Consider the following 26,260-nt stretch of genomic DNA (forward strand, 5'->3'; position numbering starts at 1 on the left):
GCTGGAAGGAGTCGGGCCGCGTCTGAACCGAGGTGCCGACGACGGCGCGCGAGTCTGAGTGGTTCGGCCGTGGCGACCGGCATCTGTCCGGGCCTGGGCGCGCGGCGCACAGCGAGGTGCCCAACTCGGCTTACTCGCGAGGCTCCTCCAGGAGCAGGAGGTGCGCGGCTCCGGGGCTTGAGTGTCTCCGTCTGCCGCCGCATCAGGCTCCCCGAGAAGGCGGGTCCGGACGGCCCCTCTGCTGACGATGGAGCAACTCACGCCGGGCGGGCCCTGACCGGCTGCTGGATGCTTGGAGCCCGAAGGGGGGCCGGAGCGCACTCAGCGCTCCGGCCCCCCTTGGCTCGACGTCAGTCGGCTGCGCGGCGGGCGGCCATTTCCTGGGTGAGCTGGGGAGCGACCGAGAACAGGTCGCCCACCACGCCGTAGTCGGCGAGGCCGAGGATCGGTGCCTCCGGGTCCTTGTTGACCGCGAGGATCGTCTTGGAGGTCTGCATCCCGGCGAGGTGCTGGATGGCCCCGGAGATGCCCAGGGCGATGTACAGCTGCGGGGAGACGGTCTTGCCGGTCTGCCCGACCTGGTACTGGTGCGGGTAGTAGCCGGCGTCGACCGCGGCGCGCGAGGCGCCCACGGCGCCTCCCAGAGCGTCGGCCAGCTCCTCCACCACCTTGAAACCGTCCGCTCCTGCCACGCCGCGGCCTCCGGAGACCACGACGGTCGCCTCGGTGAGTCCGGGTCGGTCGCCCGCGGGGGCGGCGCGCCGTGCGGTGATGCGTGCGGACGACGCGGGGTCGATCGGCGGCAGGGCCAGTTCCCGCTCCTTTGCCTCCCCGGGATGCTCCTCCGGCTCGAAGGTGCCCGGACGCACGGCGATCACCGGTATGCCGTGGGTGACTTGGGAGCGCACGGTGTAGGACCCGCCGAAGACGATCTGGGTGACCACCCCGGACGAGTCCAGGTCGACCGCGTCGACCAGCAGCCCTGCGTCCAGCCGCGCGGCGAGACGCCCGGCCACTTCCCTGCCGTCCGTCGTGGCGGAGACCAGAACAGCGGCGGCAGCGGTTTCCCGGACCGCGAGTTCCAGGGCGTCGACGGCGGGCGTGACGAGGAACTCGGCCGCGTCGGTGGATTCCGCCGCGAGGACGCTTGTGGCTCCGTGGCGGGCGAGGGATTCCGTGAGGCGCGTCGCTGTGCCGGGAATTCCCACGACGACGGCGGCCGGGTCCCCCAGCCGCCGTGCGGCGGCCAGGAGTTCATATGTCGTTTTGTTGACACGTTCCCCGTCGTGGTCGACGAGTACGAGGACTTCGGGCATGGGGGCCTGTCTCCTGGTCGGGCGGTTCAGACGAGCTTCTGGGCGATCAGGTACGCGGCGAGCTGCCGGCCGGCCGAACCGTCGTCCGTGACGCGGGTTCCGGCGGTCCGCACAGGACGCGGGACGGCCTCCATGACGCGGGTGCGGGTCACGGGGAATCCGGCCGCGTCCGTGTCGGGGAACAGGTCGCCGAGGTCGACCGTGTCCACCGGCTTCTTCTTGGCGGCCATGATCCCCTTGAAGGAGGGGTAGCGCGGCTCGTTGATCTTCTCGGTGACGCTGACCAGCGCGGGCAGCGGGGCGTGCAGTGTCGCCTCGCCGTCCTCGGTCTCGCGCTCGGCGCGCACCCGTCCCGCGTCCACGTCCAGCTTGCGCACATGGGTCACCTGCGGCAGGCCGAGCAGGTCCGCGACGACTGCGGGGACCGCGCTCGCCTGGCCGTCGGTGGTGGCGTCGCCGGCGAGCACCAGGTCGACGTTTTCCATGGTTCGCACGGCCGCTGCCAGGACCTTCGCGGTGGTCGGCACGTCGGCGCCGCGCAGTCTGTCGTCGCAGATGTGGATCCCCCGGTCGGCGCCCATCGCCAGTACCTTGCGGATGGCGTCGAGCGCGGAGTCGGGGCCCATGGAGACGACGGTGACGTGGGCGTCCGTCGTCTCCTTCAGCGTCAACGCCTCTTCGGCGGCACGCTCGTTGATCTCGTCCAGGACGAGTTCGGCGTCCTCGCGGTCGAGGGTGTGATCGGCCTCGGACAGGGTGCGCTCGGCACCGGAGTCCGGGACCTGCTTGACCAGTACGACGATGTTCACGGGTGTCTTCTCTCAGCCGTCACGGTCGGCGTCGCGGCCGGCGTCCCGGTCAGCGGAACGCCGCCTGGCCGGTGATCGCCTGACCGACGACCAGGGTGTGCATCTCGCTGGTTCCTTCGTACGTCAGCACGGACTCCAGGTTGTTGGCGTGGCGCAGCGGCGAGTACTCGAGGGAGATGCCGTTGGCCCCGAGGATGGTGCGGCACTCCCGTGCGATGGCGATCGCTTCCCGCACGTTGTTGAGCTTGCCGACGCTGATCTGCTCGGGCTTGATGCGGTGCTGGTCCTTGAGCCGGCCCAGGTGCACGGCGAGAAGCGCGGCGTTGCCCACGGACACGCTCATGTCGGCGAGCTTCTTCTGGGTGAGCTGGAATCCACTGATCGGCTTGTCGAACTGGATTCGGGAGTCGGCGTACTGAATGGCTGCCTGGATCGAGTCGCGGGCCGCACCGACCGCGCCGAACAGGATGCCGAAGCGGGCCTCGTTCAGACAGGACAGCGGTCCGCGCAGGCCCTCCGCGAGGGGCAGCCGCGCCGAGTCGGGCAGCCGTACGTGGTCGAAGTAGAGCTCCGAGGTGATGGAGGCGCGCAGGGACATCTTCTGCTTGATGTCCTGCGTGGTGAAGCCGGGCACCCCGCGGGGTACGAGGAAGCCGCGGATGCCGTCCTCGGTCTGTGCCCAGACGGTGGCCACGTCCGCGATACCGCCGTTGGTGATCCACATCTTGGAGCCGTTGAGGATCCAGTCGTCGCCGTCGCGGACGGCCTTGGTGCGCATCCCGGAGGGGTTGCTGCCGAAGTCGGGCTCCGTCAGGCCGAAGCAGCCGATGGCCTCACCGGCGGCGAGCCGGGGCAGCCACTCCTGCTTCTGCTCCTCCGAGCCCCACTTCCAGATGGAGAACATCGACAGCGAGCCCTGCACGGAGACGAAGCTACGGAAGCCGGAGTCCGCCGCCTCCAGCTCCAGGCAGGCCAGTCCGTAGCTGACGGCGTTGGTGCCCGCGCAGCCGTACCCTTCGAGGTGCATGCCGAGCACGCCCAACTTGCCAAGCTCTGGAGCGAGTTCGCGGGCGAAGTGGGCGTTCTCGAACCACTCGCCGATGTGCGGGCGCACCCGGTCGGCGAGGAACTTGGCGACGGTGGCCTGGATCTCGCGCTCCTCGTCGCTGAATGTGGAGGAGAGGTCAAGCAGGTCGAGAGGGTCCTTCATCGGCTTGGCGCCGCTCATCGTGAGCTCCTGGAGGTTGTGGTGATCGGTTCGGTCGCGGTGTCCGCGCCGGAGAGGTCAACCGGCCGCTTCGTTCGGCGCGGAGACGTGGTCGAAAAGGCTGTCAAGAATCTCGGTGGTGTGCTGGCCCAGGCGCGGCGGCGGCAGGCGGTACTGCGCCGGCGTGCCGCTCAGCGCGATGGGGCTCGCGACCTGGCGGAAGGGCACGCCCTGCGTTCCGCCTGCTCCGCCTGCTCCCCCTGAAGGTGCGGCGGGTGCGGCGGGGATGTCGACGATGCCGGGAAGGCCGAGCTGGTGGGCGAAGGCGAATGCCTCGTCGAGCGTGTTGACCGGTCCGGCGGGCACCCCCGCGGCCAGCAGGACGGCCGACCAGTGATCCGCGCCGGCGCCGCCCAGCCGTTCGGTCAGGATGTCCCGCAGGGCAGCGCGGTGGGCGACCCGGTCGGCATTGGCGCGGAAGCGGTCGTCGGCAACGAGACCGGGCTCCCCGACAACCTTGGCGAGCGCCGCGAACTGCCGGTCGTTGCCCACCGCGATCGCGATCGGGCGATCGGCCGCCGGGAAGGTCTCGTACGGGGCGATGCTCGGGTGTGCGTTGCCCATGCGGCGCGGAACCACACCGGCGACGGCGAACGCCGACGCCTGGTTGACCATGGCCGACAGCAGCGAGCCGAGCAGGTTCACCTCCACACACTGCCCCTCCCCGGTGGCGTCCCGGTGCCGCAGGGCCGCGAGGATGCCGAGCGAGGCGTGCAGCCCGGTGATCACGTCGACCAGTGCCACGCCCGCCTTCATCGGCTCCCCTGCCGCGTCTCCGGTCACGCTCATCAGCCCGCCGACGGCCTGCACCAGCAGGTCGTACCCGGGGATCGCCGCGCCCTCGCCGCTGCCGAAACCGCTGATCGAGCAGTAGATCAGCTCCGGGTGCCGGGCACGGAGTTCGCGAGGGCCGAGCCCCAGTCGTTCCATCGTGCCGGGACGGAAGTTCTCCACCAGCACGTCGGACTCGGCGACCAGGGCGCGGGCCTGTTCGACCCCGGCGTCGGTCGTGAGGTCCAGGACGACGGACCTCTTGTTCCGGTTGACGCCGAGGAAATAGGTCGACGTGCCGTCGTGGTCCGCGGGAGGGTGCCAGGCCCGGGTGTCGTCCCCGATGCCCGGCCGTTCCACCTTCACCACGTCGGCGCCGAGGTCGGCGAGGAGCATCGTGGCGTAGGGCCCCGCGAGGACCCGGGAGAAGTCGGCGATGCGCAGACCGTCCAGGGCGCCGCGCCCCGTTCCGTCGAGAACGCCGGCCCGTCCGTCCGGTGCGTTGTGCTGGGTGCCCACGCACCCTCCTCTCTGATCGTCCCGCGTCTGCGAGGTGACTGCGTCCCGGCCGCTTCCGGTCACCACCAGCGCTCCGGAGCCGGTGCCGGGTGGGGGAGTTCGACGAGGGGCAGGCCTTGGCCAAGGGGGGCGCCGGACCGTACGACGCTCACCCGTACCCCCACCGCGACCGCGATCGGTGCCGTCCCGGTGACCTGGCAGAGCAGGTTGAAGCCCTCGTCCATCGCGACGAACCAGGTGTTGTGGGGAACATGGCCGTACCGACGCACGACGACCCCGGAGCCCTCGCTGCGCTCCCGTTTGAAGGCCGTGGACCCGCAGGCACGACAGAACGAACGGCGGTAGGCCGGGGTGCCGCACCAGAGGCAGCGTTGGAAGAGGAGTACGCGGCAGACCGCCGGTGCGTCCGGCGCGACGGCCACGCTCGTCGTCGCGGTCACGGCAGCGTCCTCGTGGTCGTCGGCGAGCTCGGTGGGTTCACGCGGGTCTGTCTGGAGCATCACGGCCTCCTGCACGCAGTTCGGTGACCGGAAAACGGGTGGTCGGGATCCGATGTGGCTCCCCACCCTGGCCCCGTCGCGGATCGCCGGTCAACGACGTACTGACGCATCTTTGTGCGCGGAATACGCTCCATCGGCTGAGGTCAGAGCGGGTTTTCCCGCGCTAATCTCCCTTTGGAGCGCTGCTGCGCGCGGGTCTGTCGATGCGCTGGGCGACTTCGCTGCTCTCGGCCTCCCACCACGGACGCACCGGGCCGGCCCCCTGCACGGGCCCCGTCGTCGACGCTCCACCAGCGGACCGGTATCCCGACCCCGGCGGCGGCGGCGGTCGGGCTCTTGAATTCCGGCGCCTCACCCCGGGTCGCGCCCACCAGCTCAATCAAGACCAAGATCCGGACCGTTGACGGGCCAACACTCCTCCCATAACGGACCAGACCGTCGTTTCTCCTGGTCACGGCGCCATAGGTGATGTGCCACCAGCACACGAAGAACCTCTGGGCCGACGGAGAACTCGCGACCCGGCAGACGGTAACCACTCGATCTTGAATTCAACGGTAGACGAAGGCAGCGGACAGAGAGTGATCTGACCTGGCCAGAAGGCAACCGGCTGGGGCCACCCTCGCCACGGAGTCAGAGTCGACGGCGATTCAAGCCCTCGCGGCAACTGCCGCGTGACGGCTCAGCGGCCATCTCGATCCCTTGAGATTTTGGTGCCAACCATCCCCGGTATGTGACAACTCGCGTCGGTGGTCACACCGGCTCACCGGCGCACCCGCGGCATCCCCAGCCCGATCCACGAGATGATCTCCCGCTGGATCTCGTTGTTGCCGCCGCCGAAGGTGAAGATCACCGCCGAGCGGTAGCCGCGTTCCAGCTCGCCGTGCAGCACCGCCCCCGCCGAGCCCTCCTTCAGCGCGCCCGCGGCGCCGACGATCTCCATCAGCCAGGCGAAGGCGTCCCGGCGGGCCTCGGAGCCGTACACCTTGACCGCGGAGGCGTCCTGCGGGGTGAGGGTGCCGTTCTCGACGGCGTTCACCATCTGCCAGTTGAGGAGCTTGAGGGCGTCCAGCCGGGTGTGGGTGCGGGCGAGCAGGCGTCGCACCCAGGAGAGGTCGACGACGCGACGGCCGTCGGCGAGCTTGGTCTCCATGGCCCACCGCTGCACGTCGTGCAGGGCGCGGATGGCCATGGTGCCGTGAGCGGCGAGGGTGACGCGTTCGTGGTTGAGCTGGTTGGTGATCAGCCGCCAGCCCTGGTTCTCCTCGCCGACGCGGTGGGAGACGGGGACGCGGACGTTCTCGTAGTAGCTGGCCGTGGTGTCGTGCGAGGCGAGGGTGTTGATGACCGTGCAGGAGTAGCCGGGGTCGGTGGTCGGCATCAGGAGCATGGTGATGCCCTTGTGCGGCGGGGCGCCGGGATCGGTGCGGACCGCGAGCCACACCCAGTCGGCGGTGTCGCCGTTGGTGGTCCAGATCTTCTGGCCGTTGACGACGTACTCGTCCCCGTCGCGTACCGCGCGCGTCCTCAGGGACGCCAGGTCGGTGCCGGCGTCGGGCTCGCTGTAGCCGATCGCGAAGTCGATCTCGCCGGAGAGGATCCTGGGCAGGAAGGACGCCTTCTGCTCCTCCGTGCCGTACCGCATGATCGTCGGACCGACGGTGTTCAGCGCCATCAGCGGCAGTGGGACGCCCGCCTGGGCGGCCTCGTCGAAGAAGATGAACTGCTCCATCGCCGACAGACCCCGGCCGCCGTACTCCTTCGGCCAGCCGACGCCGAGCCAGCCGTCCTCGCCGAGCCGGCGGACGGTGGCCCGGTAGAACCGCTTCTGGGCAGCCCGGTCGGTGAAGCGCGCGTGGGCGTTGTCCGGAACCAACGCGGCGAAATAGGCACGCAGTTCGGTGCGCAGCCGCTGTTGCTCGGGCGTGTGATCGAGATGCACGGCGCCTCCAGGCTCCCAGGCCGGTCCTGATGGCGCACACCGTAGAACGTGTTTCAGAAATTGGGAATGCCGAGGCGCCGAATGCAGAGGCACCCACGGGCCTGGGCCGGACCCCGGCGGGCGGGGCCCGGCTGTCAGACGAGCGTGGCCATGAAGTCGGAGCACGCCTGGGCGCACTCCCGGCACGCCTTGGCGCTGTCCTCGGCGCCCGGGTACTGGTCGAAGACGTGCGCGGACTCCAGGCACACCGACCGGCACCACTCCAGTTGCACGCGGATGCCCTCCTCGTCGAGACGGTTCTGCTCGGACAGCACACGGCAGGTCGCGTCGCAGACCTCCGCGCACATGATGCCCTTGCGGCGTACGAGTTCCTGCTGCTCGGTTCCGTCCGGATCGACAAGGCTCGCCCGCAGAGCGCACGCCCGGGCGCACTCGGTGCACGCCTGGGCGCAGGCGAACCTGTCCTCCAGGAACTGGAAGAGCTCCTGCTGAGATGTCGTCGTGGTCACATCGGGCGGGTAGCCGTCGCCGATCGCGCCAAACCCGGTGTTTCCAAGGGTTGCGCCGACACCGGGGTCACCCTGGGGCGGTCCGCCCGGGCGAGCGGTTCACCTGCGGCGCCCGGGGTACTCGCGTTGCCATGAATAGCGCATGGATGGACATCGCCGCAGGCACCGGCGCCGGTGCCGGTGGGCTGATCGTGGCGGGTGTGGTGGTCGTGGCGGTGCTGATCGGCGCCTTCTTCCTGGGGGTGCGGGTCAAGAGGCGTGAGCCGCCCCGGCCGACGGCCGCGGAGCAGCCGCGTCCGCCGGAGGGCGGCCCGGTCCGCGAGGTACGCGAGCACCGGGAGGCGGACGAGATGCCGCAGACCGATCACCGGCTCACCCCGCACGAGCTGCACGAACACGGCAACGCCGGCACCCGGACCGGCGCTCCGGAGGAACGGCCTCGCTGGGACGAGGGCAGTAGCGGTTCCTTCGGCAGTGGTGGTCCGGGCGGCCGCTGACGCGCCAACCGGCCGGGCCCGTCACCGACGGCCCGTCGCACACCGCACGGCTGAACCGCCGAGCATGACCAGACCGCCACCGAGCACGAACAGGCTGTCGCACCGAGGGAAGTGAGATCCATGGCCGACTCCGGTCGCACCACACTGCCGCTGCCCGACTACGACCATCTTCCGATCGGCGGCCTGGAGAGTCGCATACGGTCGCTGACCGCCTCGGAGGTCGAGGAACTGCTCGCGTTCGAGCGGACGCATGCCGACCGGCTGCCGGTGACCGAGGTGCTGACGGCCCGGCTGGAGCAGCTGAAGGCGGGCGCCGAGCCGACGTCCGGCGACCCCGGCGCACTGCGTCCCGAGCAGGGCCAGGGCCAGAGCCAGGGCGGCTCGCCCGTCTCGCCGGCGACCTCTCCGCAGCCCTTCAGCCCACCGCCGCACGGCACCCCCGACCAGCCGGGCAAGCCGAAGGGTGACCGGACCACCTGACGGCTCGCGGTACCGGCACGCCGGCACATCGGCCCGCCGGGCCGTGAACGCTCCGAAGCCACGAGGGCCCGGGCTGCTGCCCGGGCCCTCGTCGTGACGTGCCGGAGTCACCGCCCGCGGGCCACCGCGCCGGCGTCAGGTGGCCGCCTGGTCGCTGTCCCGGTGTGCGCCCCAGCCGTGCCACCGGTCGATCTCGATCCACGCGCTGACCCGGGCCCGTGCCCGCTCCGGGTACGGTCGGCCGGTGTAGTGCCCGGAGATGCGGTCGATGTCGGCCAGGCCCTCGTCGTCGTGCAGCTCGACGACGCGTCCGATGAGGGTGACGTGCGTGTACCAGTCGTCCCCGTCGAGGACGGTGAGCGTCACCCGCGGGTCGCGGCGCAGGTGCCTCAGCCGCACCCGGCCCTCGTCCAGGTTGACCAGCACGCGGCCGTCGTCCCACAGGTACCAGGTGGCGGCGGAGACGGGCGTGCCGTCCGACCGCAGGGTGGCCATCACGCAGGGGTTGGGGCGGCGCAGCAGTTCCACGGCCTCGTCGGGCAGCGGCGGCTTGGACATGCGGGGTTCCTCCGAATCGTGGGGGATCGGGCGGACGCGCGGCTCTCCGGAAGCGGACGTCCGGCGGAGCCGGCGGAGCCGGCGGCGGTCAGGTTCTCGTCGGCGCGCGCCGGCGCGACGGCCCACTCCGGCCGCTCGTCACGCACGACGCTCACATCGGCCCGGACACCGTACCGACCACCCGCCTCAACCATAGGGCGCACGTCGCCGGCCCGGGTGGCCACCGCGAGCCCCACCCGGGTTCTCCGTCCGCGCGGCGAGGTGCGTCGATTCCCTGCGCTCCTCGCCAGAATCGCTGGTCGGGCCGAACGGTTCTACCGTGGGAACAGGCAGCGGAACCCGGGAGCGCGTCATGGTCATCGTCGGACTCATCATCCTTGTCGCCGCAGTCGTCATCGGCACCGCGGGCGTGCTGTCCAATGAGGGCGGAGCCCATGAACTCACCGGTGAGTTCTCGGTCTTCGGCTACGACGTCACCGGCTCCACCGGCACGCTGTTCCTCTACGGCATGGCCGTCGGCGCCGTGGGGCTGCTCGGGCTGGGCCTTCTGCTGGCCGGCGCACGCCGCACCGCTCGTCGCGGCCGTACGGCACGTCGCGGGTTCGTCCAGCCCCGGCGCGGGACCGCCGCGGCCGAGCGGGAACGCGGTGCGCCGCCCGACGAGCACGGCACCGCCGACGCGCGGGCGCCGCAGGCGCCGAGCCGGGACGACGACCCCGCGTACGCCGCCGACCGCCCCCACCACAAGCAGCACTGGTTCCACCGCCGGCCCACCCCCCACTGACACTCCCGCCGGGCCCGCAGGACCGACCACGAGCCACCGGTCGCGGCGGTGCGGCAGTCGCCGGGCCGCCCGTCCCGTCGGCCGCGTTCCTGGTCACGGCGGCCGTGGCGCTGGTGACGCCGGCCTTCCGGCCCCCCGCCGGGCGACGGACGGCAGCCATGGCGGGTCACGACGGCACCGCGTCGCGCCGGGCCGGGGCGGAACGCTCGGTCGCCGACGGCCGCGGACCGGGACCGCGGTGACCCTGCGCCGTCATCGGCCGGCGAGGAAGGCCGGACCCTGCGACGACCCCCGAGATCGGGAAGTGATCGCATCCGATCCCACCAGCGAGCACACTGGTCAGAGGTCGATGTACCAGGCTCACCAGGAGGTACCCATGAGGATGCTCATCAACGTCCCCGAGACCGTGGTCGCCGACGCGCTGCGCGGTGTGGCCGCGGCCCATCCCGAGTTGACCGTCGACGTGGAGAACCGGGTGATCGTACGGCGGGACGCTCCCGTGGCCGGGAAGGTCGGCCTGATCTCCGGTGGCGGATCGGGGCACGAGCCGCTGCACGGTGGGTTCGTGGGGCCCGGAATGCTCTCGGCGGCCTGCCCGGGCGAGGTGTTCACGTCGCCGGTGCCGGACCAGATGGTGCGGGCGGCGGCGGCCGTGGACAGCGGGGCCGGGGTGCTGTTCATCGTGAAGAACTACACGGGCGACGTGCTCAACTTCGACATGGCGGCCGAACTCGCCGAGGACGAGGGCATCCAGGTCGCCAAGGTACTGGTCGACGACGACGTGGCGGTCACCGACAGCCTGTACACGGCGGGCCGGCGCGGCACGGGCGCGACCCTGTTCGTGGAGAAGATCGCCGGGGCCGCCGCGGAGGAGGGGCAGCCGTTGGAGCAGGTGGAGGCGGTGGCCCGGCAGGTCAACGAGAACTCCCGCAGTTTCGGCGTCGCGCTCAGCGCGTGCACCACGCCCGCCAAGGGCACCCCCACCTTCGACCTGCCGGCCGGTGAGCTGGAGCTGGGGATCGGTATCCACGGCGAGCCGGGCCGGGAGCGGCGGGCGATGATGACCTCGCGGGAGATCGCCGACTTCTCGGTCGGCGCGATCCTGGACGACTTCGGTCCGCGCAATCCGGTCCTGGTCCTCGTCAACGGCCTGGGCTCCACCCCGCTGCTGGAGCTGTACGGCTTCAACGCCGAGGTGCAGCGGGTGCTCGCCGAGCGCGGGGTCGCGGTCGCCCGCACCCTCGTCGGCAACTACGTCACCTCCCTCGACATGGCCGGCGCCTCGGTCACCCTGTGCCAGATCGACGAGGAGCTGCTGCGCCTGTGGGACGCCCCGGTGAAGACGCCGGGCCTGCGCTGGGGCGTGTGAACCGGCGGCAGGCGCTCACCACGTACCGACCACGCAAGGAGATCCAGTGCTCGACGCCGACTTCTTCCGCCGTTGGATGACGGCGACCGCCGCGTCCGTCGACCGTGAGGCGGAACGGCTCACCTCGCTCGACTCGGCCATCGGGGACGCCGACCACGGCACCAATCTGCGGCGCGGGTTCACCGCGGTCACCGCGACCCTGGAGAAGGAGGCGCCCGGCACACCGGGTGCGGTCCTCACGCTCGCCGGCCGCACGCTCATCTCGACCGTCGGCGGTGCGTCCGGCCCGCTCTACGGGACGCTGCTGCGCCGCACCGGCAAGGCCCTCGGGGACGCCGGGGAGGTCGGCGAGGAACGGTTCGCCGAGGCGCTGCGGGCCGGGGTGGACGCGGTCAGGACGCTCGGCGGTGCCGCACCCGGCGACAAGACCATGATCGACGCGCTGGTGCCGGCCGTCGACGCGCTCGGCGACGGCTTCGCCGCGGCACGGGCCGCCGCCGAGGAGGGTGCCCTGGCGACCACGCCCTTGCGGGCCCGCAAGGGCAGGGCGAGCTACCTCGGGGAACGCAGCGTCGGACACCAGGATCCGGGTGCCACCTCGGCCTCGCTGCTGATCGCGGCGCTCTCCGCGGCCCAGGAGGTGTCCGGTGAGTGACGAGAGGCTGGTCGGGATCGTGCTGGTGTCGCACAGCGCGGAGGTCGCCGCGTCGGTCGCCGAGCTGGCGAAGGGCCTCGCGGGCGGCGGTACGGCGGTGCCCGTCGCCCCGGCGGGCGGCACCGGGGGCGGCGGGCTCGGGACCAGCGCGGAGCTGATCGCCGCCGCGGCCGCCTCCGTCGACCGGGGTGCCGGAGTCGCCGTCCTCACCGACCTGGGCAGCTCGGTGCTCACCGTGAAGGCCCTGCTCGCCGAGGGCGACGAACTCCCGGCCGGCACCCGCCTGGTGGACGCCCCGTTCGTCGAGGGCGCGGTGGCCGCGGTGGTCACGGCGTCCACCGGGGCCGACCTCGCGGCGGTGGAGGCGGCGGCCGCGGAGGCGTACACGTACCGGAAGGTGTGAGACCCGCTCCTGGAGGCGGCCGCTGACTGAACCCCTGGCGGCCGCTGACTGGACCCTGGCGGCCGGCTGCCTGAACCCCTGGCGGCCGCTATCTGAGCCCTTCCGCCGCGACGGCGAGCGCCGAGCGCAGGGTCGCCCCCAGCTCGGCCGCCGCCGTCGCGGGGTCGGCCGGCGGGTCGGCGCCGCGCCACGCGTAGTGCTCGACGGCCGCGCGCAGGGCCGCGTTGAACATGGCCGCCCGGATCGTCGGCCGCAGGTCGTCGGCGGGCAGCCCGGCCCGTTCGGCGAGGGCGCGGGCGAACGCGGGTTCGGCCTCGTCGTACGTCTGGAGCCAGACGGCGCGCAGTCCCGGCTCGGTGCGGGTCAGCCGGACCAGGGCCCGGACGGTGGCCCCGTCGGGACCGTCGGCGAAGCCGTGCGCCTTGGTGAGCTGCTCGTCGAAGAGCCGCTCCAGGGGACGGCCGGGGACCCACGCGCGCAGACAGGCGGCGATCACGTCGATGCCCGCCGAGAACAGCGGCCGTACGCAGCTCTCCTTGCTCGGGAAGTACCGCCACACGGTCCGCGCCGAGACGCCGACCGCCTGCCCGATCTGCTCACCGGTGGTCGCCGCGACGCCCTGGGTGACGAACAGGTCCACCGCGGCCCGGGCGATCTCCCGCCGGATCTCGGCCCTGCGCTCCTCGGTGAGGGGCGGTCTCCCCGTGCGTCCGCGTGTCGCGGTCATCGTTCCTCCGGCTGATGGTCCTCACTCCCCCGGATTCTCCACCACGACTTTTCGTCACTGACAGACATTAAGTCGCTAGGGTGGGGGCCGGCCGGGCCGGAGCCCCTGGAGAGACGGATGGGAACACCTCATGACCGACACACTCGACGGACGCGCTGTCATCGTCACCGGGGCGGGTTCGGGCATCGGGCGCGCCGCCGCCCTGGCCTTCGCCGCCCAGGGTGACCGCGTCGTGGTCGCCGACCTCGACGAGGAAGGCGCTCAGGCGGTCGTCGAGAAGATCGAGCAGGCGGGCGGGACCGCGGTCGCCGTCACCGGGGACCTGAGCGAGCAGACGGTGGTGGACCGGGTGGCCGCGACCGCCCTGGAGCGGTTCGGCGGCATCGACGTCCTGGTCAACAACGCCGGGATCATGGACCGCATGTCCGCGCTGGCGGACGTGAGCGACGCGGAGTGGGAGCGGGTCATCCGGGTCAACCTCACCGCGCCCTTCCTGCTCACGCGGGCGGTGCTGCCGCACATGCTGGCCGCGGGCAAGGGGGCGATCGTGAGCACCGCGTCGGAGGCCGGCCTGCGGGGCAGCGCCGCGGGCGCCGCGTACACGGCCTCGAAGCACGGGGTGGTGGGGCTGACGAAGAACCTCGCGGTGATGTACCGCAAGCAGGGCATCCGGGCGAACGCCATCGCCCCCGGCGGCACGGCGACCTCCCTCGTCGTGGACGTCGAGCAGGGTGCGCACGGCCCGGCGGCGATCGGCCCGCACTTCGTGAACCTCGGCCGCGTGGCCCGGCCCGAGGAGCAGGCCGCCGCCATCGTGTTCCTCGCCTCGGACGCGGCGAGCAACATCAACGGCGTGATCCTGCCGGTCGACGACGGCTGGTCGGCGGTCTGACGACACCGGCCGGCGCACCGCGGCGATCGGCCGGCAGCCCGGCACGCGCCGGCCCGCCGCCACCCCGGTGCCTCACCGGCCGCGCACGAACTGCCGTGCCGGCCGCTCCCCGATCAGTACGGCACCCGCATGGTCCTCGACGGGCGCCACCCGGGTGCCCTTGAAGACGATGGAGGTGACGTCGGAGTCGGTGCCGCCGCCGCGCGGGTCGGGGCGGATGCCGAGGCCCTCGGCGGTGGCGTAGGAGGCCTCGCCGATGATGTCGTGCGGGCCGATGTTCCCGACGACCGCGTACCGCACGCGGTCACGGTGGACGACGGCGACCACCGAGCCGCCGTGGACGTCGCTCGCGCGGTGGTCCCAGAGGTGGCTCGGGGCGGGCACAACGACGTACGGAAGCTCTTCCGCGCTCAACGGGCGGCCGTCGGACTGCGGATAGGCCGTACCGTCCGAGAACAGCGGGTCGGTGTCGCGGTTGCACGGGCGGCCGGGCCGTCCGTCGCAGGCGATGTCCAGGTCTGCCTTCCAGAACACGGTTCCCGGGTACCGCAGACCGGGATCCGGGCGGGCAGGCCCACGTCGCCGCGGTAACGGCCCCGGGAGACGGGAACGTCGGCACCCACCGCGGCCAGCAGGTCGGCGGCGCGGACGTCGCCCTCGCGCCGCACCACCGGCTCCCCGTGGGTAAGGATCCGGTGCTCGACGGCCGGGGCCGGCAACGTCGTCGGAGCGAACAGCGCGACGCCTGCCCCGGCCAGCGTCAGGGACGGGGGACGCACGATGAGGGACCCTCTCCTGGGGCGCTGACGGACACTCAGCCCACTGTGGCGCCGTCCCGGCCAGGCGGCCACCCGTGGAGGTCCGGACGGTGCGGGCCCCGAACTGCCGACGGGTGCCGGGTACCTGAGTCCGCGACAGACTCCGGCCCCGGACACCCGCGCCGGCGCGGGAACAGCGACGACAGCGATCCGCGCCCGCGGCCTGAACTCCCCCGTCTCCGTTGAGAGTTCGGCAGCCCGGAACCTCAGCATACGGAACGTCCGCGGGCGGCCGACGACGACCGGCCCCTTGATGGGTCCGCACCGCCCGGGCCATATTGGTCCGGACCTTTACCGTGTGCCGTCCCCGGAGGCAGCGCCGTGCGATCCCTTTCCGCTTCCCGTTCGGCCGCGCCGGGCCGGTGCGTGGCGCTCGGCGCCGCGCTCACCCTGCTCGTCTCGTGCGGTGGGCCCGCGGCGGGCGACGGCGGGAGCGGCGGACCGCCCGGCGCGCCCCTCGGCGTCACCGCCGACGCCGGCAGCGCGACCACCGTGCACGTCATGTGGAACGCCGTGTCCGTGCCCGGCGGCGTCAGCGGTTACGAGATATTTCGCGGCACCACAAAGGTCGAGGAGGCGCCGGGTTCACAGCACATGGTGGATGTCACCAGGCTGAAGCCGTCCACGGTGTACGCCTTCTCCGTGCGGGCACGCGACACCGAGGGGCGCCTGGGGCCGCCCAGCCGGGAGGTGCGGGCGACGACTCCGGCGGCGGAGGCGGCGGACCGCTCGGCTCCGGCCCGTCCGGCTGGGCTGACCGGCCGGGTGGTCGGGAGCCGGGCCGTCCAGCTGTCCTGGTCCGCCGCCCCGGACGATCGGGACGTGGTGTCGTACGACATCCATCAGGGCGCCACGAAGATCCACAGTGTGGGCGGGAGCCAGACGGCGGCCGTGGTGACGGGGCTTCGGCCGGGCACGCGCTACTCCTTCACGGTCCGGGCGCGGGACGCGGCCGACAACGTCTCCCCCGCGAGCGGCTCCGTCCGGCTGACCACCGCGGGCACCGGCGACGGACGGGGCACCGCCCCGACCGGCTTCCGCGCGACGACCCACCGTGCCGACGGGGCGTACCACCTCGACCTGTCCTGGCTGCCGCCGCGGACGGACGGGGTGGTGACGGAGTACCAGATCCAGCTCGACGGCCGCCCGGCGACCTCGCTCGTCTACGGCGGGTCCGCGCCGCGCGACCGACGGGCGGAGTACAGCTTCTACCTGGGACCGGACGCCGGGGTCTCGCACCGGGTGCGGATCCGGGCGAAGCTGCCGGACGGCACCTGGGGCGGCTTCTCGCCGGAGCGGACGGTGACGACCGGGGCGTAGCGAGGGCCCGGGCCCGCCGGCGGAAGGAACCCGTCACCTGTACGGCTGCCGTCCGGGTGCGGGGCGGGCCGGGAACACATGGGATTCCCCTGAGGCAGCACGGGCGTTCCCCGACCTTCGGCGGCACCAGGGATGTACCGCCGACCGTGCCGCCGGAGGGCAGTCCCATGCACACTACTCAGCCACTCCTTCGCTCCTGCCTGACCGGGGCGGCCGCCGTCGCGCTGCCGCTCACCCTGGCCGCGGGGCCGGCCGCGGCCGCTTCGGGGATCTCCGTGAGCACCAACGGGTCCACGGTCTCGGTCACGACCAGCGCGTGCACCAGCAACGCCAACGGCTTCGGCAGGGCCTCCCTGCTGACCAGCGGCCAGACGAGTTTCGCGCAGGGCCGCCAGGCCGACCTGGCCGGCACCAACGCCAGCCAGTCGGCGCTGTGGTCCAACGTGAGTCCGGGTACGTACACGGTGATCGTGATCTGCAACAAGGACGGGACACAGGCGGGCCGCCAGGCCGTCATCGTCTCCGCCGCCGCGACGCCCACGGTGTCCGCCACGACCTCACCCTCGCGGGGTGTCATGGGCGGGGTGGGCGGCGGCACGAAGGACTTCGGCACGCTCACGCTGGCGGCCGGCGGGACCCTGGTGGGGGCGGGGGTGCTGGCCACGGCCTGGTTCCTGCGCCGCCGTTCGAAGCCGTACCGGTTCTGACCGGCGGATCCGGGGCCCCACCGGCTCCGACCGCCGGGCCCCGAGGACTCACCCGTGCCGACCGGCAGGCCCGGAGTCCGGTGCTCCCTGATCGGCGGGCAGGCCGGCGATCTCCTCCAGGGCGTGGTTGAGCCACCGCGTCCAGAAGGTCTCCAGGTCGATGCCCGCCCGCAGGACGAGGTGCCGCAACCGGTCCTCGGGACTGTCCTTGCCGGGCGGGAAGTCGCGCTGCTCGATCTCCTCGTACTCGGCCAACTGCCTCCGGTGCAGGTCGAGATGGCGGCGCAGGTCGGCCTCGATGCCGGCCGTCCCCACCACGGCCGCCGCCCGCAGCCGCAGCAGCAGCACGTCCCGCAGCGGCTTGGGGTCCTGGGCGGCGGCGCTCCAGCGGGCCAGTTCCGCGCGGCCCGCGGGCAGCACCTCGTAGCTCTTCTTCTGCCCGCGGGCCGGCTGCTCGGCCGGCAGGGCGCGGATGTGTCCCTGCGCCTCCAGTCTCCCCAGCTCGCGGTAGATCTGCTGATGCGTCGCCGACCAGAAGTAGCCGATCGACTTGTCGAACCGGCGGGCCAGTTCGAGGCCCGACGACGGCTTCTCGAGCAGAGCGGTGAGGATCGCGTGCGGGAGTGACATGGAGTCATCCTAGGGAGGCCGGCGCACGGCCCTACAGGGTCGCCGCCAGCTCGGTCCCCTGCTTGATCGCCCGCTTGGCGTCCAGTTCGGCGGCCACGTCGGCACCGCCGATGAGGTGCGCGGAGCGGCCCGCGGCGACGAGCGCGTCGTACAGCTCGCGGCGCGGCTCCTGTCCGGTGCACAGCACGACGGTGTCGACCTCCAGGACCGTGCTCGCGTCACCGACGGTGACATGCAGCCCGGCGTCGTCGACACGGTCGTAGCGCACCCCCGGGACCATGGTGACGCCACGGTGCTTGAGCTCGGTGCGGTGGATCCAGCCGGTGGTCTTGCCGAGGCCCGCGCCGACCTTGGTGGTCTTGCGCTGGAGCAGGTGGACCGTGCGCGGCGGGGCGGGCCGCTCGGGGGCGGCGAGCCCGCCGGGCCCCCGGTAGTCCATGTCCACGCCCCACTGGCGGAAGTACGTCGCCGGGTCCTCGGTCGCCTTGTCGCCGCCGTCGGTCAGGTACTCGGCGACGTCGAAGCCGATGCCGCCCGCGCCGAGGACGGCGACGCGGTCACCGACCGGGACCCGGTCGCGCAGGACGTCGAGGTAGCCGACGACGCTGGGGTGGTCGATGCCGGGGATGTCGGGGGTGCGCGGGCTGACGCCGGTGGCGACGACGACCTCGTCGTAGTCGGCGAGGTCGCCGGCCGACACCCAGGTGCCGAGCCGTACGTCCACGCCCTCTTCGTCGAGCCGGTGGCGGAAGTAGCGCAGCGTCTCGTCGAACTCCTGCTTGCCGGGGACCTTGCGGGCGACGTTGAGCTGGCCGCCGATCTCGGCGGCGGCGTCGAAGAGGGTGACCTCGTGGCCCCGTTCTGCCGCGCTCACGGAACAGGCCAGGCCCGCCGGTCCGGCGCCCACCACGGCCACCCGCCTGCGCCGCCGGGTCGGCGACAGCACCAGCTCGGTCTCGTGACAGGCGCGCGGGTTGACCAGGCAGGACGTGATCCGGCCGCTGAACGTGTGGTCCAGGCACGCCTGGTTGCAGCCGATGCAGGTGTTGATGGCCTCGGGCCGGCCGGCCGCGGCCTTGGCGACGAAGTCGGGATCGGCGAGCATCGGACGTGCCATGGACACCATGTCGGCGCAGCCGTCGGCGAGCAACTCCTCGGCGACCTCGGGGGTGTTGATGCGGTTGGTGGTGACGAGCGGGACCGTCACCTGCCCCATGAGCCGCTTCGTCACCCAGGTGTAGGCGCCGCGCGGCACGGAGGTGGCGATGGTGGGGATACGCGCCTCGTGCCAGCCGATGCCGGTGTTGATGATGGTCGCTCCGGCGGCCTCGACGGCCCGGGCGAGGGTGATCACCTCGTCGAGCGTCGACCCGCCGGGCACGAGGTCCAGCATCGACAGGCGGTAGACGACGATGAAGTCCTCGCCGACGGCCTCGCGCACCCGCCGGACGATCTCGACGGGGAAGCGCATGCGGTTCTCGTACGAGCCGCCCCAGCGGTCGGTGCGGTGGTTGGTCTGCGCGGCGGTGAACTCGTTGATCAGGTAGCCCTCGGAGCCCATGATCTCGACGCCGTCGTAACCGGCCTGCCGGGCGAGGCGCGCGGCGCGGGCGTAGTCGTCGATGGTCCGCTCGACCTCGGCGTCCGTGAGGGCGCGGGGCTGGAACGGGCTGATCGGCGCCTGGAGCGGGCTCGGTGCGACGAGGTCCGGGTGGTAGGCGTACCGGCCGAAGTGCAGGATCTGCATCGCGATGCGGCCGCCTTCGCGGTGCACGGCATCGGTGACGATCGCGTGCTTCTCGGCCTCGGCGTCGGTGGTGAGCTTGGCGCCGCCCTCTCCGGGCCGCCCCTCGTCGTTGGGCGCGATGCCGCCGGTGACGATCAGGCCCACTCCCCCGCGGGCGCGGGCCGCGTAGAACGCCGCCATGCGCTCGAAGCCCCGCTCGGCCTCCTCCAGGCCGACGTGCATCGAGCCCATGAGGACGCGGTTGGGCAGCGTGGTGAAGCCCAGGTCGAGCGGGGTCATCAGGTGCGGGTAACGGCTCATCGGGCCCTCCGTGCGCGGCGGTGTCGTGCCCTCTTGTTGTAGAGGACCGCACCCCCTTTATGCAACTAGTTGCACAACGAGGTGGGGTGATCCGGGCCACGTCGGCGAGCGGAGTGCCCAGTGCCAGGCCGGCAGGACCGCAGGGGCTGTGGGCAGGCATGATCGTTCGGAGTGCGGCGAGCAGCGCGGGGTGCCGGGCGTCCAGCGCCCAGGAGGACTGGGTGGCCGGCACCCAGGAGGACTGGGTGGCCGGCGCCCAGGAGGACTGGGGGCCGTCGTCTCTCCGGACGGCCCCTCGCTACTCCTGCGCGGAGGAGGTCACCTGCTCTCCAGCCGTACGTGCAGTTCCTTCTCCTGGTCCCCGGACGCCGTGGACAGGTCGTGCACGGAGAACAGGGAGTCCAGGGTGGTGCGGAACCGGTCGATCGCCCAGTAGCCGCCCTGCACGTCGGCGATGACGGAGGAGGAGAGCCGGGCGGGGCTGGCACCCTCGTGCGTCTCGGTGACATCGAACGTGCCGAGCCACACCGTGGGGCGGGTCTGTGAGAGGTCCTCGGGTACGTCCTCGGCACACCGGTCGGACGCGAAGCACCCGCAGAGCGCGTCGAACACGATCCGGGCGTCGTGCTTGCTGCACCCGCTGATCTCCACCGAGACGGATTCCGGATGCGGTCGCTGACCGTCCATCGTGATCGCTCCTCTCGTGGCCGCGGCGCGGTGCGCGCACACTCCGCGCGACCGCCCCACCCCCCAGGGAACCACCAGCGGCGCCGGAGCACTACCGGCACCGCCGCGCCCACGCGACGACCGGTCCTACCGATCAGCCCCCGCAGAGCTGCGTGCCGGCCCGTCGCGGCGCATGGTGGAGCTATGGAAGAGGATCCGCCCGTGGTCGTGCTCGCGCCCTCGCCGGACGGCGGGCGGCAGGTGACGGTTCATGGCGAGCGCGCGGGCATCGCGTACAGCCTCTTCGACGTGCTCGAGTTCCTGCACCGAGCGGGCCTGCCCGCGCAGGACACGGCCGTCGACGACCCCACGCTGATCGAGTGGCGGGGCGGCGGCCCCTACGACTGGAACGGCACGGCCCCCGACTAGTGCCGCGGCAGGCAACGTCTGCCCGTCAAGGAGCGGCGTCCGGTGCGTGCTCTCGGCGTGCCGGCCGGAAGCCCTCGTACTGGATGTACTCGGGCTTTCGGCCGGTGCGGCGAGAGGGCGTGCCGGGCGTCGCGACGGGGCGAACGTCGCCTGCCACGGCACTAGGGCCCGGACCGCGAGGACCGGGACGCCCGCCGCGACGCGCGCCCGTGCCGCCGCCCGCCCTGGTGAGCCTGCGCGCCTCAGTTCCGGGTGAAGCGGTAGGTCTTGCTGTCCGTCAGCACGCAGAAGCCCGGCGACACGACGATCACGCGCAGGGTCCCGGTGCGGCGGTCGTAGTCGATGCCCTCCGTCTCGAAGGTGCCCGAGCAGGAGCTGCGCAGGGGGAGCTGGCGGAGGGCGCTGACGTGGCCGGTGACGTCGGAGGTGCCGTTCGGTTCGGCGGACAGGTCGATCTGGAGCAGCGGCTTGGTGATGCCGAAGAGGGTGCCCGCCGAGTCGTCGGAGGAGCACAGCAGCCGGGTGGCGCCGAGGAAGTCGCAGCCCTGGACGTCACGTACGGCCCGGTCGAGGCGGACGGTGGCCACCTGCGGGAGGTTCGCCGACGGCGAGGTGCTCGGGTTGACGCCCGGGGTGGGGAAGACGAGCAACCGGTTCATGGTCCCGTACTCACCCGCCAGCATCCACTGCCCGCCGGGCGAGACGGCGGCCCAGGAGTTGTTCAGCGCCTCGCCCGGACTGAGCGTGTGGACGTACTCCGACCAGCCGCCGCCCGGCGACTGCACCCGGAACATCTTCGTGGTGCCGGAGTCGCGCTGGTAGGGCTCGATGTAGTGGCCGTCGTACGAGGCGTCGGGGTCGCCCACATGGTTCCAGCCCCGAGTGCTCAGGCCCACGGGGATGGTGCCGATCCCGGTGTACCGGTTGGCGGCGCCGGCCGGGACCTCGACCGAGGCGAGGCCCTGGCTCTCGGTCAGCGGGTCGGCGCGGTCGGAGCCCACCTCGGTCCAGGTGTCGGCGGCGGAGGCCGGCGGGGCGGAGGACAGCACGGCGGCGGCGGTGAGGGAGACGAGGGCGGCGAGGACCGTGCGGCGACGGTGCCGGGCGCGCAGGGGCATGGAGACGGCTCCTCGGGGTGGGGGGCGGGCGTGCTCGGCGGACAGTCTGGCCGGTCAAGGTGGTCATGTACAGACCAATGTAGGAACGGCGGTCGACGGCCCGGTCACGTCCTCGCGGTGCCCTCACCGGACGGCCGCCGCCGCGCCGGAGGAGGGTGGAAGAGGCGGACGAGGCGCCGCGGCGTGGTCGAACGCGATAGAACAAGGGGAGTCGGCACCGGGAACGGTGTGCCACGAGAACGGTCGAAGGCGGTGCGTGGCATGGGAGCAGCCGGAGCGGCCGGGATTCCCGCGCCCGGGAGCGGCGAGCCGGTGCGCGCCCCGGTGCGCCCGGGCGGCCTGCTCGACGTGCTCGGCGTGGCCTCGGTGGTGCTGGACACCGAGGGGCGGATCGTGCTGTGGAGCCCGCAGGCCGAGGAGCTGTTCGGCTATTCGGCCCAGGAGGCGCTGGGCGAGTACGCGGCCCGGATCATGGTCCACGAACAGCACGTCGACCTGGTCGTCAAACTGTTCGCCGATGTCATGGAGACCGGCCAGAACTGGGCCGGGGCCTTCCCCGTCCGGCGCAAGGACGGCAGCACGCGGCTCGTCGAGTTCCGCAACATGCGTCTCCTGGACGACCGGGGAGACGTCTACGCCCTGGGCCTCGCCGCCGACCAGACGACCGTACGGCAGCTGGAGCGGGACGTGGCGCTGTCGACCCGGATGGTCGCCCAGTCCCCGATCGGACTGGCCGTGCTGGACACCGACCTGCGCTACGTCTCCGTCAATCCGGCGCTGGAGCGGATCAACGGGACACCGGCCGAGGAGCACGTCGGGCGCACCATCCACGAGGTGCTCCCGCACCTCGACGCCGACACCGTGGCGGCCGCGGCCCGTGAGGTGCTGGAGAGCGGCCGGCCCGTCGTCGACCGGCAGGTCGTCGGCCGCACCCCCGCCGACCCGGACGAGGAGCACGCCTGGACGGTCTCCCTGTACCGGCTGGAGGACGCCCTGGACAACGTGCTGGGCGTGGCCTGCTCGGTCGTGGACGTCACCGCGCAGCACCGGGCGGCCGTCGAGGCGGAGGGGGCGCGGCGGCGCCTGGCGCTGGTCGCCGACGCCACCACCCGCATCGGCACCACCCTGGACCTGGAGCGCACCGCGCGGGAGCTGGCCGACGTGGCGGTGCCGGAGCTCGCCGACGTGGCCGCCGTGGACCTGCTGGAGGCGGTCGTGCAGGGCAGGCCGAGCACCCTCGGCCCCGCCGAACCGGCCGTGATCCGCGCCCTGGCCGTGGCTGCGGACCACGCCCCGGACGCCCTCGCCGCGGCGGATCCGCCCGGCCAGGTGGCCCGGTACGCTCCCGACCGGCTCGTCACCGAGTGCGTGCGCACGGGCCGTCCGGTGCTGGTGGCGGAGGTCGGGGCCGCGGAACTGCCACGCATCGCCCGTTCCCCCGAGGCGGCCGAGTGGCTGGCCCGGGCGGGCGTCCACTCCTATCTGGCCGTACCGCTGATCGCGCGCGGTGAGGTGCTCGGCGCACTCGATCTCAAGCGCAGCCGCAATCCGCTGCCCTTCGGCGAGGACGATCTGGTGCTGGCGCGGGAGCTGGCGTCCCGCGCGGCCGTGCAGATCGACAACGCGCGCTGGTACCAGAACGCCCGCGACACCGCCCTCACCCTCCAGCGCAGCCTGCTGCCCAGCCACCCGCCGGTGACCGGTGGCCTGGAGGTCGCCTCCCGCTACCAGCCCGCGGGCGCGACCGCGGAGGTCGGCGGCGACTGGTTCGACGTGATCCCGCTGGACGGGGGCACGACCGCGCTCGTCGTCGGCGACGTGATGGGCAGCGGCATCAACGCCGCCGCGACCATGGGCCGGCTGCGCACCGCCACGAACACCCTGGCCGCCCTCGACCTCGATCCGGCCCGTCTCCTGGAACACCTGGACCGGATCACCGAGGGCCTCGACCACTCCATCGCGACCTGCGTGTACGCCGTCCACGATCCGCGGCTGCGGCAGTGCCGGATCGCCAACGCCGGGCATCTGCCGCCCGTCCGGCTCCGCACCGGCCGTCCCCCGGAACTGCTCGACCTCCCGACGGGGGCGCCACTGGGCGTGGGCGGCGTCGCGTTCTCCACGACCACGGTCGACCTGGAACCGGGCGACCGGCTCGTGTTGTACACGGACGGCCTCGTCGAGACACGGCAGCACCCGCTCGACGAGCGCCTGAACGCCCTGCTGGCACTGCTCGACGGCCCCGACCGCCCCCTGGAGGAGGTCTGCGACCTGCTCCTGCGCACCCTGCACCAGCCGGACAACTCCGACGACGTGGCGCTGCTGATCGCACGCGTGCGGACGACGGACCAGGCGCGGCGCTCTGACTGAGCCGGCCGAGGGCGGTCGGGCAGCGGCTGGGGCGGGCGATCGCGTGGCGAAGCCGAGTGGCGGCCGGACAGCGGCTGGGGTGCGCGATGGATGGGGCGGCTCTGCTCCGGACGGGTGAATCAGCTGGAGCCGGATGCCTGGGGCGCCCGGGGTTAGCGTCTCCACTCACAGGAACCAATTACCTGTTCCTTACCGGTCTCGTCCCACAATCACAGCAAGGCGTGGCAGCGCGGGTGGCGCGTCGCCGTGGCCGAGGGGAGCGAGCCGTGACGCACGATCCGGAGCAGGAACACACCGTCGGCGGGGAACAGTCCGGCCGGCCCGCGGGGACGGGCGCGGACCGGGAGGTGCTCGCGGGTCCCGGCGGAGCGGGACCCGAGCGCGCTCCGGGAGGCCTGCGCGGGAGGTGGGAGCGGCGGTCCGCCCATGCCCGTGCCGTCGCCGCGGCGACGACGGTCGCCGTACTGGCCCTGGGCGGCGCGGTCGGGTACGCCGCCACCTCGTCAGGCTCAGGAGGCTCGGGCGGCGAAGCGCTCGCGGCGGCCTCCGGTTCCGCGTCGCCGTCGGCATCGGCGTCGGCGTCGCCCGACAGGCCCGGCGACCGGCCCGGACGCGGCCCGTGGTTCGGACGCGGTGGTGACGGGGTGCACGGCGAGTCCACCGTCAAGGACCGCGACTCCGGCGAGTGGGTGGTCCGGGTCTGGCAGCGGGGCACGGTCGAGAAGGCGGACGGCGACCGGGTCACGGTGAAGAGCGAGGACGGGGCCACGTGGACCTGGACCGTCGGTGCGGACGTCCGGGTCCTCCCCGGGGACACCTCCGGCTCCGATGCCTTGCGGAAGGGGGACACGGCGTACCTGGTCGGCACCCGCTCCGACGACGGCACCAGGACCGCGCGGCACGTCCTGTCGGGGAACTGGGAGGAGAAGGCACTCGGCGACTGGCGTGACAGGATCCCCGGTCACCGCTTCCGGGACGGGAAGCCACCCAGCCCGTCGGTGAGCGGCGAGGCACGCTGACACCCGCCTCCTCGTACGGGGGTACGGGGCCGTCGGCCGCACGCACTGGTCCGGCGGGACGGCGGCGCCCGTCCCGCTCCCACCGCGCCCCGTGCCCGCCTCGGCTCCGGCCGCTCGGGGCAGGTGCCTGGACGACCGGGTCCCGCACCACGCGGACGACGCCCCCGGCCCGGAACGCCTCGGCCCGGCCCCGCCCGCGTGTCCGGCGCGGCCCGGCCCCAGCGACTCGGCCCGCCACCGAGGCACCCGGCGCCTGGTCCTGTCAGCGGTACTGGCGCTTCTTCCCGGTCACCACGTGGGCGTATCCCTCCTCCGACACGGCCAGCCGGGGTTTCAGACCGCCGCGGGTGACGGCCTCGACGGCTGCCGGGGCCTGGCGTTCGCTCGTCTCGACCAGCAGGCAGCCCCCTGGCGCGAGCCAGCCGGGAGCCTCGGCCGCCACCCGGCGGAGGACGTCCAGGCCGTCCGTGCCGCCGTCGAGGGCGATCAGCGGTTCGTGTTCGCGGGCCTCGGCGGGCAGCAGCGCGACCTCGCCGCTGGGGACGTAGGGCACGTTCGCCGCGAGGATGTCGACGCGGCCCCGCAGGCCCGTCGGCAGGGCCGCGAACAGGTCGCCCGTATGGACCTGGCCGCCCGCCGCGGCCACGTTACGGCGGGCACAGCGGACCGCGGCGGGGTCTATGTCGGCGGCGTGCAGTTCGACCGGCCCGAGCGCGGCGGCCAGGGCGGCGCCGACCGCGCCCGAGCCGCAGCACAGGTCCACGACGACGCCCGCGTCGGGGACGCGGGCGAGGGCTTGGTCGACGAGGAACTCGGTGCGGCGGCGGGGCACGAAGACGCCGGGTTCCACCGCGACGCGCAGACCGCGGAACACGGCCCAGCCGAGGACGAGTTCGAGGGGCCGGCCGGACACCCGGAGGTCCACCAGGCCGGCGAGCTCGGCGGGGGTGCGGGCGGCGGCGAGGATCAGCGCCGCTTCCTCCTCGGCGAAGACACAGCCGGCGGCCCGCAGCGCGGCCACGACGGAGGTCCGGGAGGAGGGTGAGGAAGAGGGTGGTGTGAGCGGAGGGAGTGGGGGCATGGAAGCCGAAAGCCTTTCGGGAGCCACAGGGCGCTCCCGCGGTCACCTACAGACGGTGATCCG

26 protein-coding genes and 1 pseudogene are annotated in these 26,260 nt (G+C 72.9%); 12 read left to right on the forward strand and 15 right to left on the reverse strand.

The window, feature by feature from the left end; translation table 11 throughout:
- Nucleotides 1-350 precede the first annotated feature (350 nt).
- The 7 genes from QQS16_RS06905 to QQS16_RS06935 form a co-directional block, all read right to left on the reverse strand.
- Nucleotides 351-1,316 carry an electron transfer flavoprotein subunit alpha/FixB family protein gene (locus QQS16_RS06905; RefSeq protein ID WP_286060722.1) on the reverse strand — a complete coding sequence of 322 codons (966 nt, stop codon included), beginning with the start codon at nt 1,314-1,316 and terminating at the stop codon, nt 351-353.
- A 26-nt stretch (nt 1,317-1,342) separates the two neighbouring features.
- Nucleotides 1,343-2,125: an electron transfer flavoprotein subunit beta/FixA family protein gene (locus tag QQS16_RS06910; RefSeq protein WP_286060723.1), complete on the reverse strand. Its 783-nt coding sequence runs from the start codon at nt 2,123-2,125 to the stop codon at nt 1,343-1,345.
- Between the two features lie 49 nt (nt 2,126-2,174).
- The gene (locus QQS16_RS06915) at nt 2,175-3,353 is read right to left on the reverse strand and encodes an acyl-CoA dehydrogenase family protein (RefSeq protein ID WP_286060724.1); all 1,179 of its coding nucleotides are present in this window, start codon (nt 3,351-3,353) and stop codon (nt 2,175-2,177) included.
- Nucleotides 3,354-3,410: 57 nt separating this feature from the next.
- Nucleotides 3,411-4,682, reverse strand: coding sequence for a CaiB/BaiF CoA transferase family protein (locus tag QQS16_RS06920; protein WP_286060725.1), 1,272 nt, complete (start codon nt 4,680-4,682; stop codon nt 3,411-3,413).
- Between the two features lie 59 nt (nt 4,683-4,741).
- Complete coding sequence (locus QQS16_RS06925) at nt 4,742-5,182, reverse strand: PhlB family protein (RefSeq protein WP_286060726.1); 441 nt, start codon at nt 5,180-5,182, stop codon at nt 4,742-4,744.
- 760 nt (nt 5,183-5,942) lie between these two features.
- A complete protein-coding gene (locus QQS16_RS06930; protein ID WP_286060727.1) occupies nt 5,943-7,121 on the reverse strand; it encodes an acyl-CoA dehydrogenase family protein in 1,179 nt (392 codons plus the stop codon).
- A gap of 134 nt (nt 7,122-7,255) precedes the next feature.
- Complete coding sequence (locus QQS16_RS06935) at nt 7,256-7,630, reverse strand: four-helix bundle copper-binding protein (protein ID WP_286060728.1); 375 nt, start codon at nt 7,628-7,630, stop codon at nt 7,256-7,258.
- Nucleotides 7,631-7,761: 131 nt separating this feature from the next.
- Here QQS16_RS06935 and QQS16_RS06940 point away from each other — a divergent pair, with 131 nt between their 5' ends.
- Both QQS16_RS06940 and QQS16_RS06945 read left to right on the forward strand, forming a co-directional pair.
- Nucleotides 7,762-8,127 (forward strand): DUF6479 family protein, encoded by a 366-nt coding sequence (locus QQS16_RS06940; RefSeq protein WP_286060729.1) that lies wholly within the window; start codon nt 7,762-7,764, stop codon nt 8,125-8,127.
- Between the two features lie 120 nt (nt 8,128-8,247).
- Nucleotides 8,248-8,607: a DUF8129 domain-containing protein gene (locus tag QQS16_RS06945; RefSeq protein ID WP_286060730.1), complete on the forward strand. Its 360-nt coding sequence runs from the start codon at nt 8,248-8,250 to the stop codon at nt 8,605-8,607.
- 135 nt (nt 8,608-8,742) lie between these two features.
- On the opposite strand, the gene QQS16_RS06950 is transcribed toward QQS16_RS06945, so the two are convergent.
- Entirely contained in the window at nt 8,743-9,165 is a 423-nt protein-coding gene (locus tag QQS16_RS06950; protein ID WP_286060731.1) for a PPOX class F420-dependent oxidoreductase, read from the reverse strand.
- A 319-nt stretch (nt 9,166-9,484) separates the two neighbouring features.
- Between QQS16_RS06950 and QQS16_RS06955 the strand changes: the two genes are divergently transcribed.
- The 4 genes from QQS16_RS06955 to QQS16_RS06970 all read left to right on the forward strand — a co-directional run bounded on the left by QQS16_RS06955 (nt 9,485) and on the right by QQS16_RS06970 (nt 12,376).
- Nucleotides 9,485-9,949 (forward strand): hypothetical protein, encoded by a 465-nt coding sequence (locus QQS16_RS06955; protein ID WP_286060732.1) that lies wholly within the window; start codon nt 9,485-9,487, stop codon nt 9,947-9,949.
- Between the two features lie 376 nt (nt 9,950-10,325).
- A complete protein-coding gene (dhaK, locus tag QQS16_RS06960; protein WP_286060733.1) occupies nt 10,326-11,318 on the forward strand; it encodes a dihydroxyacetone kinase subunit DhaK in 993 nt (330 codons plus the stop codon).
- Nucleotides 11,319-11,364: 46 nt separating this feature from the next.
- Nucleotides 11,365-11,973: a dihydroxyacetone kinase subunit DhaL gene (gene dhaL / locus QQS16_RS06965; protein ID WP_286060734.1), complete on the forward strand. Its 609-nt coding sequence runs from the start codon at nt 11,365-11,367 to the stop codon at nt 11,971-11,973.
- The gene (locus tag QQS16_RS06970) at nt 11,966-12,376 is read left to right on the forward strand and encodes a PTS-dependent dihydroxyacetone kinase phosphotransferase subunit DhaM (protein ID WP_286060735.1); all 411 of its coding nucleotides are present in this window, start codon (nt 11,966-11,968) and stop codon (nt 12,374-12,376) included. The genes dhaL and QQS16_RS06970 overlap by 8 nt, the downstream gene beginning before the upstream one ends.
- A gap of 88 nt (nt 12,377-12,464) precedes the next feature.
- On the opposite strand, the gene QQS16_RS06975 is transcribed toward QQS16_RS06970, so the two are convergent.
- Nucleotides 12,465-13,103 carry a TetR/AcrR family transcriptional regulator gene (locus QQS16_RS06975; RefSeq protein ID WP_286060736.1) on the reverse strand — a complete coding sequence of 213 codons (639 nt, stop codon included), beginning with the start codon at nt 13,101-13,103 and terminating at the stop codon, nt 12,465-12,467.
- A 130-nt stretch (nt 13,104-13,233) separates the two neighbouring features.
- Here QQS16_RS06975 and QQS16_RS06980 point away from each other — a divergent pair, with 130 nt between their 5' ends.
- Nucleotides 13,234-13,995, forward strand: a complete 762-nt coding sequence (locus QQS16_RS06980; RefSeq protein WP_286060737.1) for an SDR family NAD(P)-dependent oxidoreductase — start codon at nt 13,234-13,236, stop codon at nt 13,993-13,995.
- Between the two features lie 72 nt (nt 13,996-14,067).
- On the opposite strand, the pseudogene QQS16_RS06985 reads toward QQS16_RS06980, so the two are convergent.
- Nucleotides 14,068-14,774, reverse strand: a pseudogene (locus QQS16_RS06985) (glycoside hydrolase family 75 protein).
- Between the two features lie 360 nt (nt 14,775-15,134).
- Between QQS16_RS06985 and QQS16_RS06990 the strand changes: the two are divergent.
- Entirely contained in the window at nt 15,135-16,133 is a 999-nt protein-coding gene (locus QQS16_RS06990) for a fibronectin type III domain-containing protein (protein ID WP_286060738.1), read from the forward strand.
- A gap of 167 nt (nt 16,134-16,300) precedes the next feature.
- Nucleotides 16,301-16,840, forward strand: coding sequence for a hypothetical protein (locus QQS16_RS06995; RefSeq protein ID WP_286060739.1), 540 nt, complete (start codon nt 16,301-16,303; stop codon nt 16,838-16,840).
- A gap of 48 nt (nt 16,841-16,888) precedes the next feature.
- Here QQS16_RS06995 and QQS16_RS07000 read toward each other — a convergent pair whose 3' ends face one another.
- From QQS16_RS07000 to QQS16_RS07010, 3 genes are all read right to left on the reverse strand, one after another.
- Nucleotides 16,889-17,470, reverse strand: coding sequence for a PadR family transcriptional regulator (locus QQS16_RS07000; RefSeq protein WP_286060740.1), 582 nt, complete (start codon nt 17,468-17,470; stop codon nt 16,889-16,891).
- A gap of 31 nt (nt 17,471-17,501) precedes the next feature.
- Nucleotides 17,502-19,517: an oxidoreductase gene (locus QQS16_RS07005; protein ID WP_286060741.1), complete on the reverse strand. Its 2,016-nt coding sequence runs from the start codon at nt 19,515-19,517 to the stop codon at nt 17,502-17,504.
- A gap of 318 nt (nt 19,518-19,835) precedes the next feature.
- On the reverse strand, nt 19,836-20,204 hold the full coding sequence (locus QQS16_RS07010) for a hypothetical protein (RefSeq protein WP_286060742.1): 369 nt from the start codon (nt 20,202-20,204) through the stop codon (nt 19,836-19,838).
- A 183-nt stretch (nt 20,205-20,387) separates the two neighbouring features.
- On the opposite strand from QQS16_RS07010, the gene QQS16_RS07015 reads away from it, so the two are divergent.
- Nucleotides 20,388-20,612 carry a hypothetical protein gene (locus tag QQS16_RS07015; protein WP_286060743.1) on the forward strand — a complete coding sequence of 75 codons (225 nt, stop codon included), beginning with the start codon at nt 20,388-20,390 and terminating at the stop codon, nt 20,610-20,612.
- Nucleotides 20,613-20,854: 242 nt separating this feature from the next.
- Here the strand turns inward: QQS16_RS07015 and QQS16_RS07020 are convergent, their stop codons facing one another.
- Entirely contained in the window at nt 20,855-21,730 is an 876-nt protein-coding gene (locus QQS16_RS07020; RefSeq protein WP_286060744.1) for a hypothetical protein, read from the reverse strand.
- Nucleotides 21,731-21,991: 261 nt separating this feature from the next.
- On the opposite strand from QQS16_RS07020, the gene QQS16_RS07025 reads away from it, so the two are divergent.
- Together QQS16_RS07025 and QQS16_RS07030 are read left to right on the forward strand one after the other, a co-directional pair.
- Nucleotides 21,992-24,097, forward strand: a complete 2,106-nt coding sequence (locus tag QQS16_RS07025; RefSeq protein WP_286060745.1) for a SpoIIE family protein phosphatase — start codon at nt 21,992-21,994, stop codon at nt 24,095-24,097.
- Nucleotides 24,098-24,363: 266 nt separating this feature from the next.
- Nucleotides 24,364-25,116 (forward strand): hypothetical protein, encoded by a 753-nt coding sequence (locus QQS16_RS07030; RefSeq protein WP_286060746.1) that lies wholly within the window; start codon nt 24,364-24,366, stop codon nt 25,114-25,116.
- Between the two features lie 262 nt (nt 25,117-25,378).
- Here QQS16_RS07030 and QQS16_RS07035 read toward each other — a convergent pair whose 3' ends face one another.
- Nucleotides 25,379-26,197, reverse strand: coding sequence for a putative protein N(5)-glutamine methyltransferase (locus QQS16_RS07035; protein WP_286060747.1), 819 nt, complete (start codon nt 26,195-26,197; stop codon nt 25,379-25,381).
- Nucleotides 26,198-26,260 lie beyond the last annotated feature (63 nt).

Source organism: Streptomyces sp. ALI-76-A (assembly GCF_030287445.1).
Taxonomy (GTDB): domain Bacteria; phylum Actinomycetota; class Actinomycetes; order Streptomycetales; family Streptomycetaceae; genus Streptomyces.

Excerpts from the sequence above, each read along its gene's own strand:
- QQS16_RS06905 (WP_286060722.1), bottom strand. The coding sequence starts at position 1,316 with ATGCCCGAAGTCCTCGTACTCGTCGACCACGACGGGGAACGTGTCAAC.
- QQS16_RS06915 (WP_286060724.1), bottom strand. The coding sequence starts at position 3,353 with ATGAGCGGCGCCAAGCCGATGAAGGACCCTCTCGACCTGCTTGACCTC.
- QQS16_RS06925 (WP_286060726.1), bottom strand. The coding sequence starts at position 5,182 with ATGCTCCAGACAGACCCGCGTGAACCCACCGAGCTCGCCGACGACCAC.
- QQS16_RS06940 (WP_286060729.1), top strand. The coding sequence starts at position 7,762 with ATGAATAGCGCATGGATGGACATCGCCGCAGGCACCGGCGCCGGTGCC.
- QQS16_RS06945 (WP_286060730.1), top strand. The coding sequence starts at position 8,248 with ATGGCCGACTCCGGTCGCACCACACTGCCGCTGCCCGACTACGACCAT.
- QQS16_RS06950 (WP_286060731.1), bottom strand. The coding sequence starts at position 9,165 with ATGTCCAAGCCGCCGCTGCCCGACGAGGCCGTGGAACTGCTGCGCCGC.
- dhaK (WP_286060733.1), top strand. The coding sequence starts at position 10,326 with ATGAGGATGCTCATCAACGTCCCCGAGACCGTGGTCGCCGACGCGCTG.
- QQS16_RS06975 (WP_286060736.1), bottom strand. The coding sequence starts at position 13,103 with ATGACCGCGACACGCGGACGCACGGGGAGACCGCCCCTCACCGAGGAG.
- QQS16_RS06980 (WP_286060737.1), top strand. The coding sequence starts at position 13,234 with ATGACCGACACACTCGACGGACGCGCTGTCATCGTCACCGGGGCGGGT.
- QQS16_RS06995 (WP_286060739.1), top strand. The coding sequence starts at position 16,301 with ATGCACACTACTCAGCCACTCCTTCGCTCCTGCCTGACCGGGGCGGCC.
- QQS16_RS07000 (WP_286060740.1), bottom strand. The coding sequence starts at position 17,470 with ATGTCACTCCCGCACGCGATCCTCACCGCTCTGCTCGAGAAGCCGTCG.
- QQS16_RS07005 (WP_286060741.1), bottom strand. The coding sequence starts at position 19,517 with ATGAGCCGTTACCCGCACCTGATGACCCCGCTCGACCTGGGCTTCACC.
- QQS16_RS07010 (WP_286060742.1), bottom strand. The coding sequence starts at position 20,204 with ATGGACGGTCAGCGACCGCATCCGGAATCCGTCTCGGTGGAGATCAGC.
- QQS16_RS07015 (WP_286060743.1), top strand. The coding sequence starts at position 20,388 with ATGGAAGAGGATCCGCCCGTGGTCGTGCTCGCGCCCTCGCCGGACGGC.
- QQS16_RS07020 (WP_286060744.1), bottom strand. The coding sequence starts at position 21,730 with ATGCCCCTGCGCGCCCGGCACCGTCGCCGCACGGTCCTCGCCGCCCTC.
- QQS16_RS07025 (WP_286060745.1), top strand. The coding sequence starts at position 21,992 with ATGGGAGCAGCCGGAGCGGCCGGGATTCCCGCGCCCGGGAGCGGCGAG.
- QQS16_RS07035 (WP_286060747.1), bottom strand. The coding sequence starts at position 26,197 with ATGCCCCCACTCCCTCCGCTCACACCACCCTCTTCCTCACCCTCCTCC.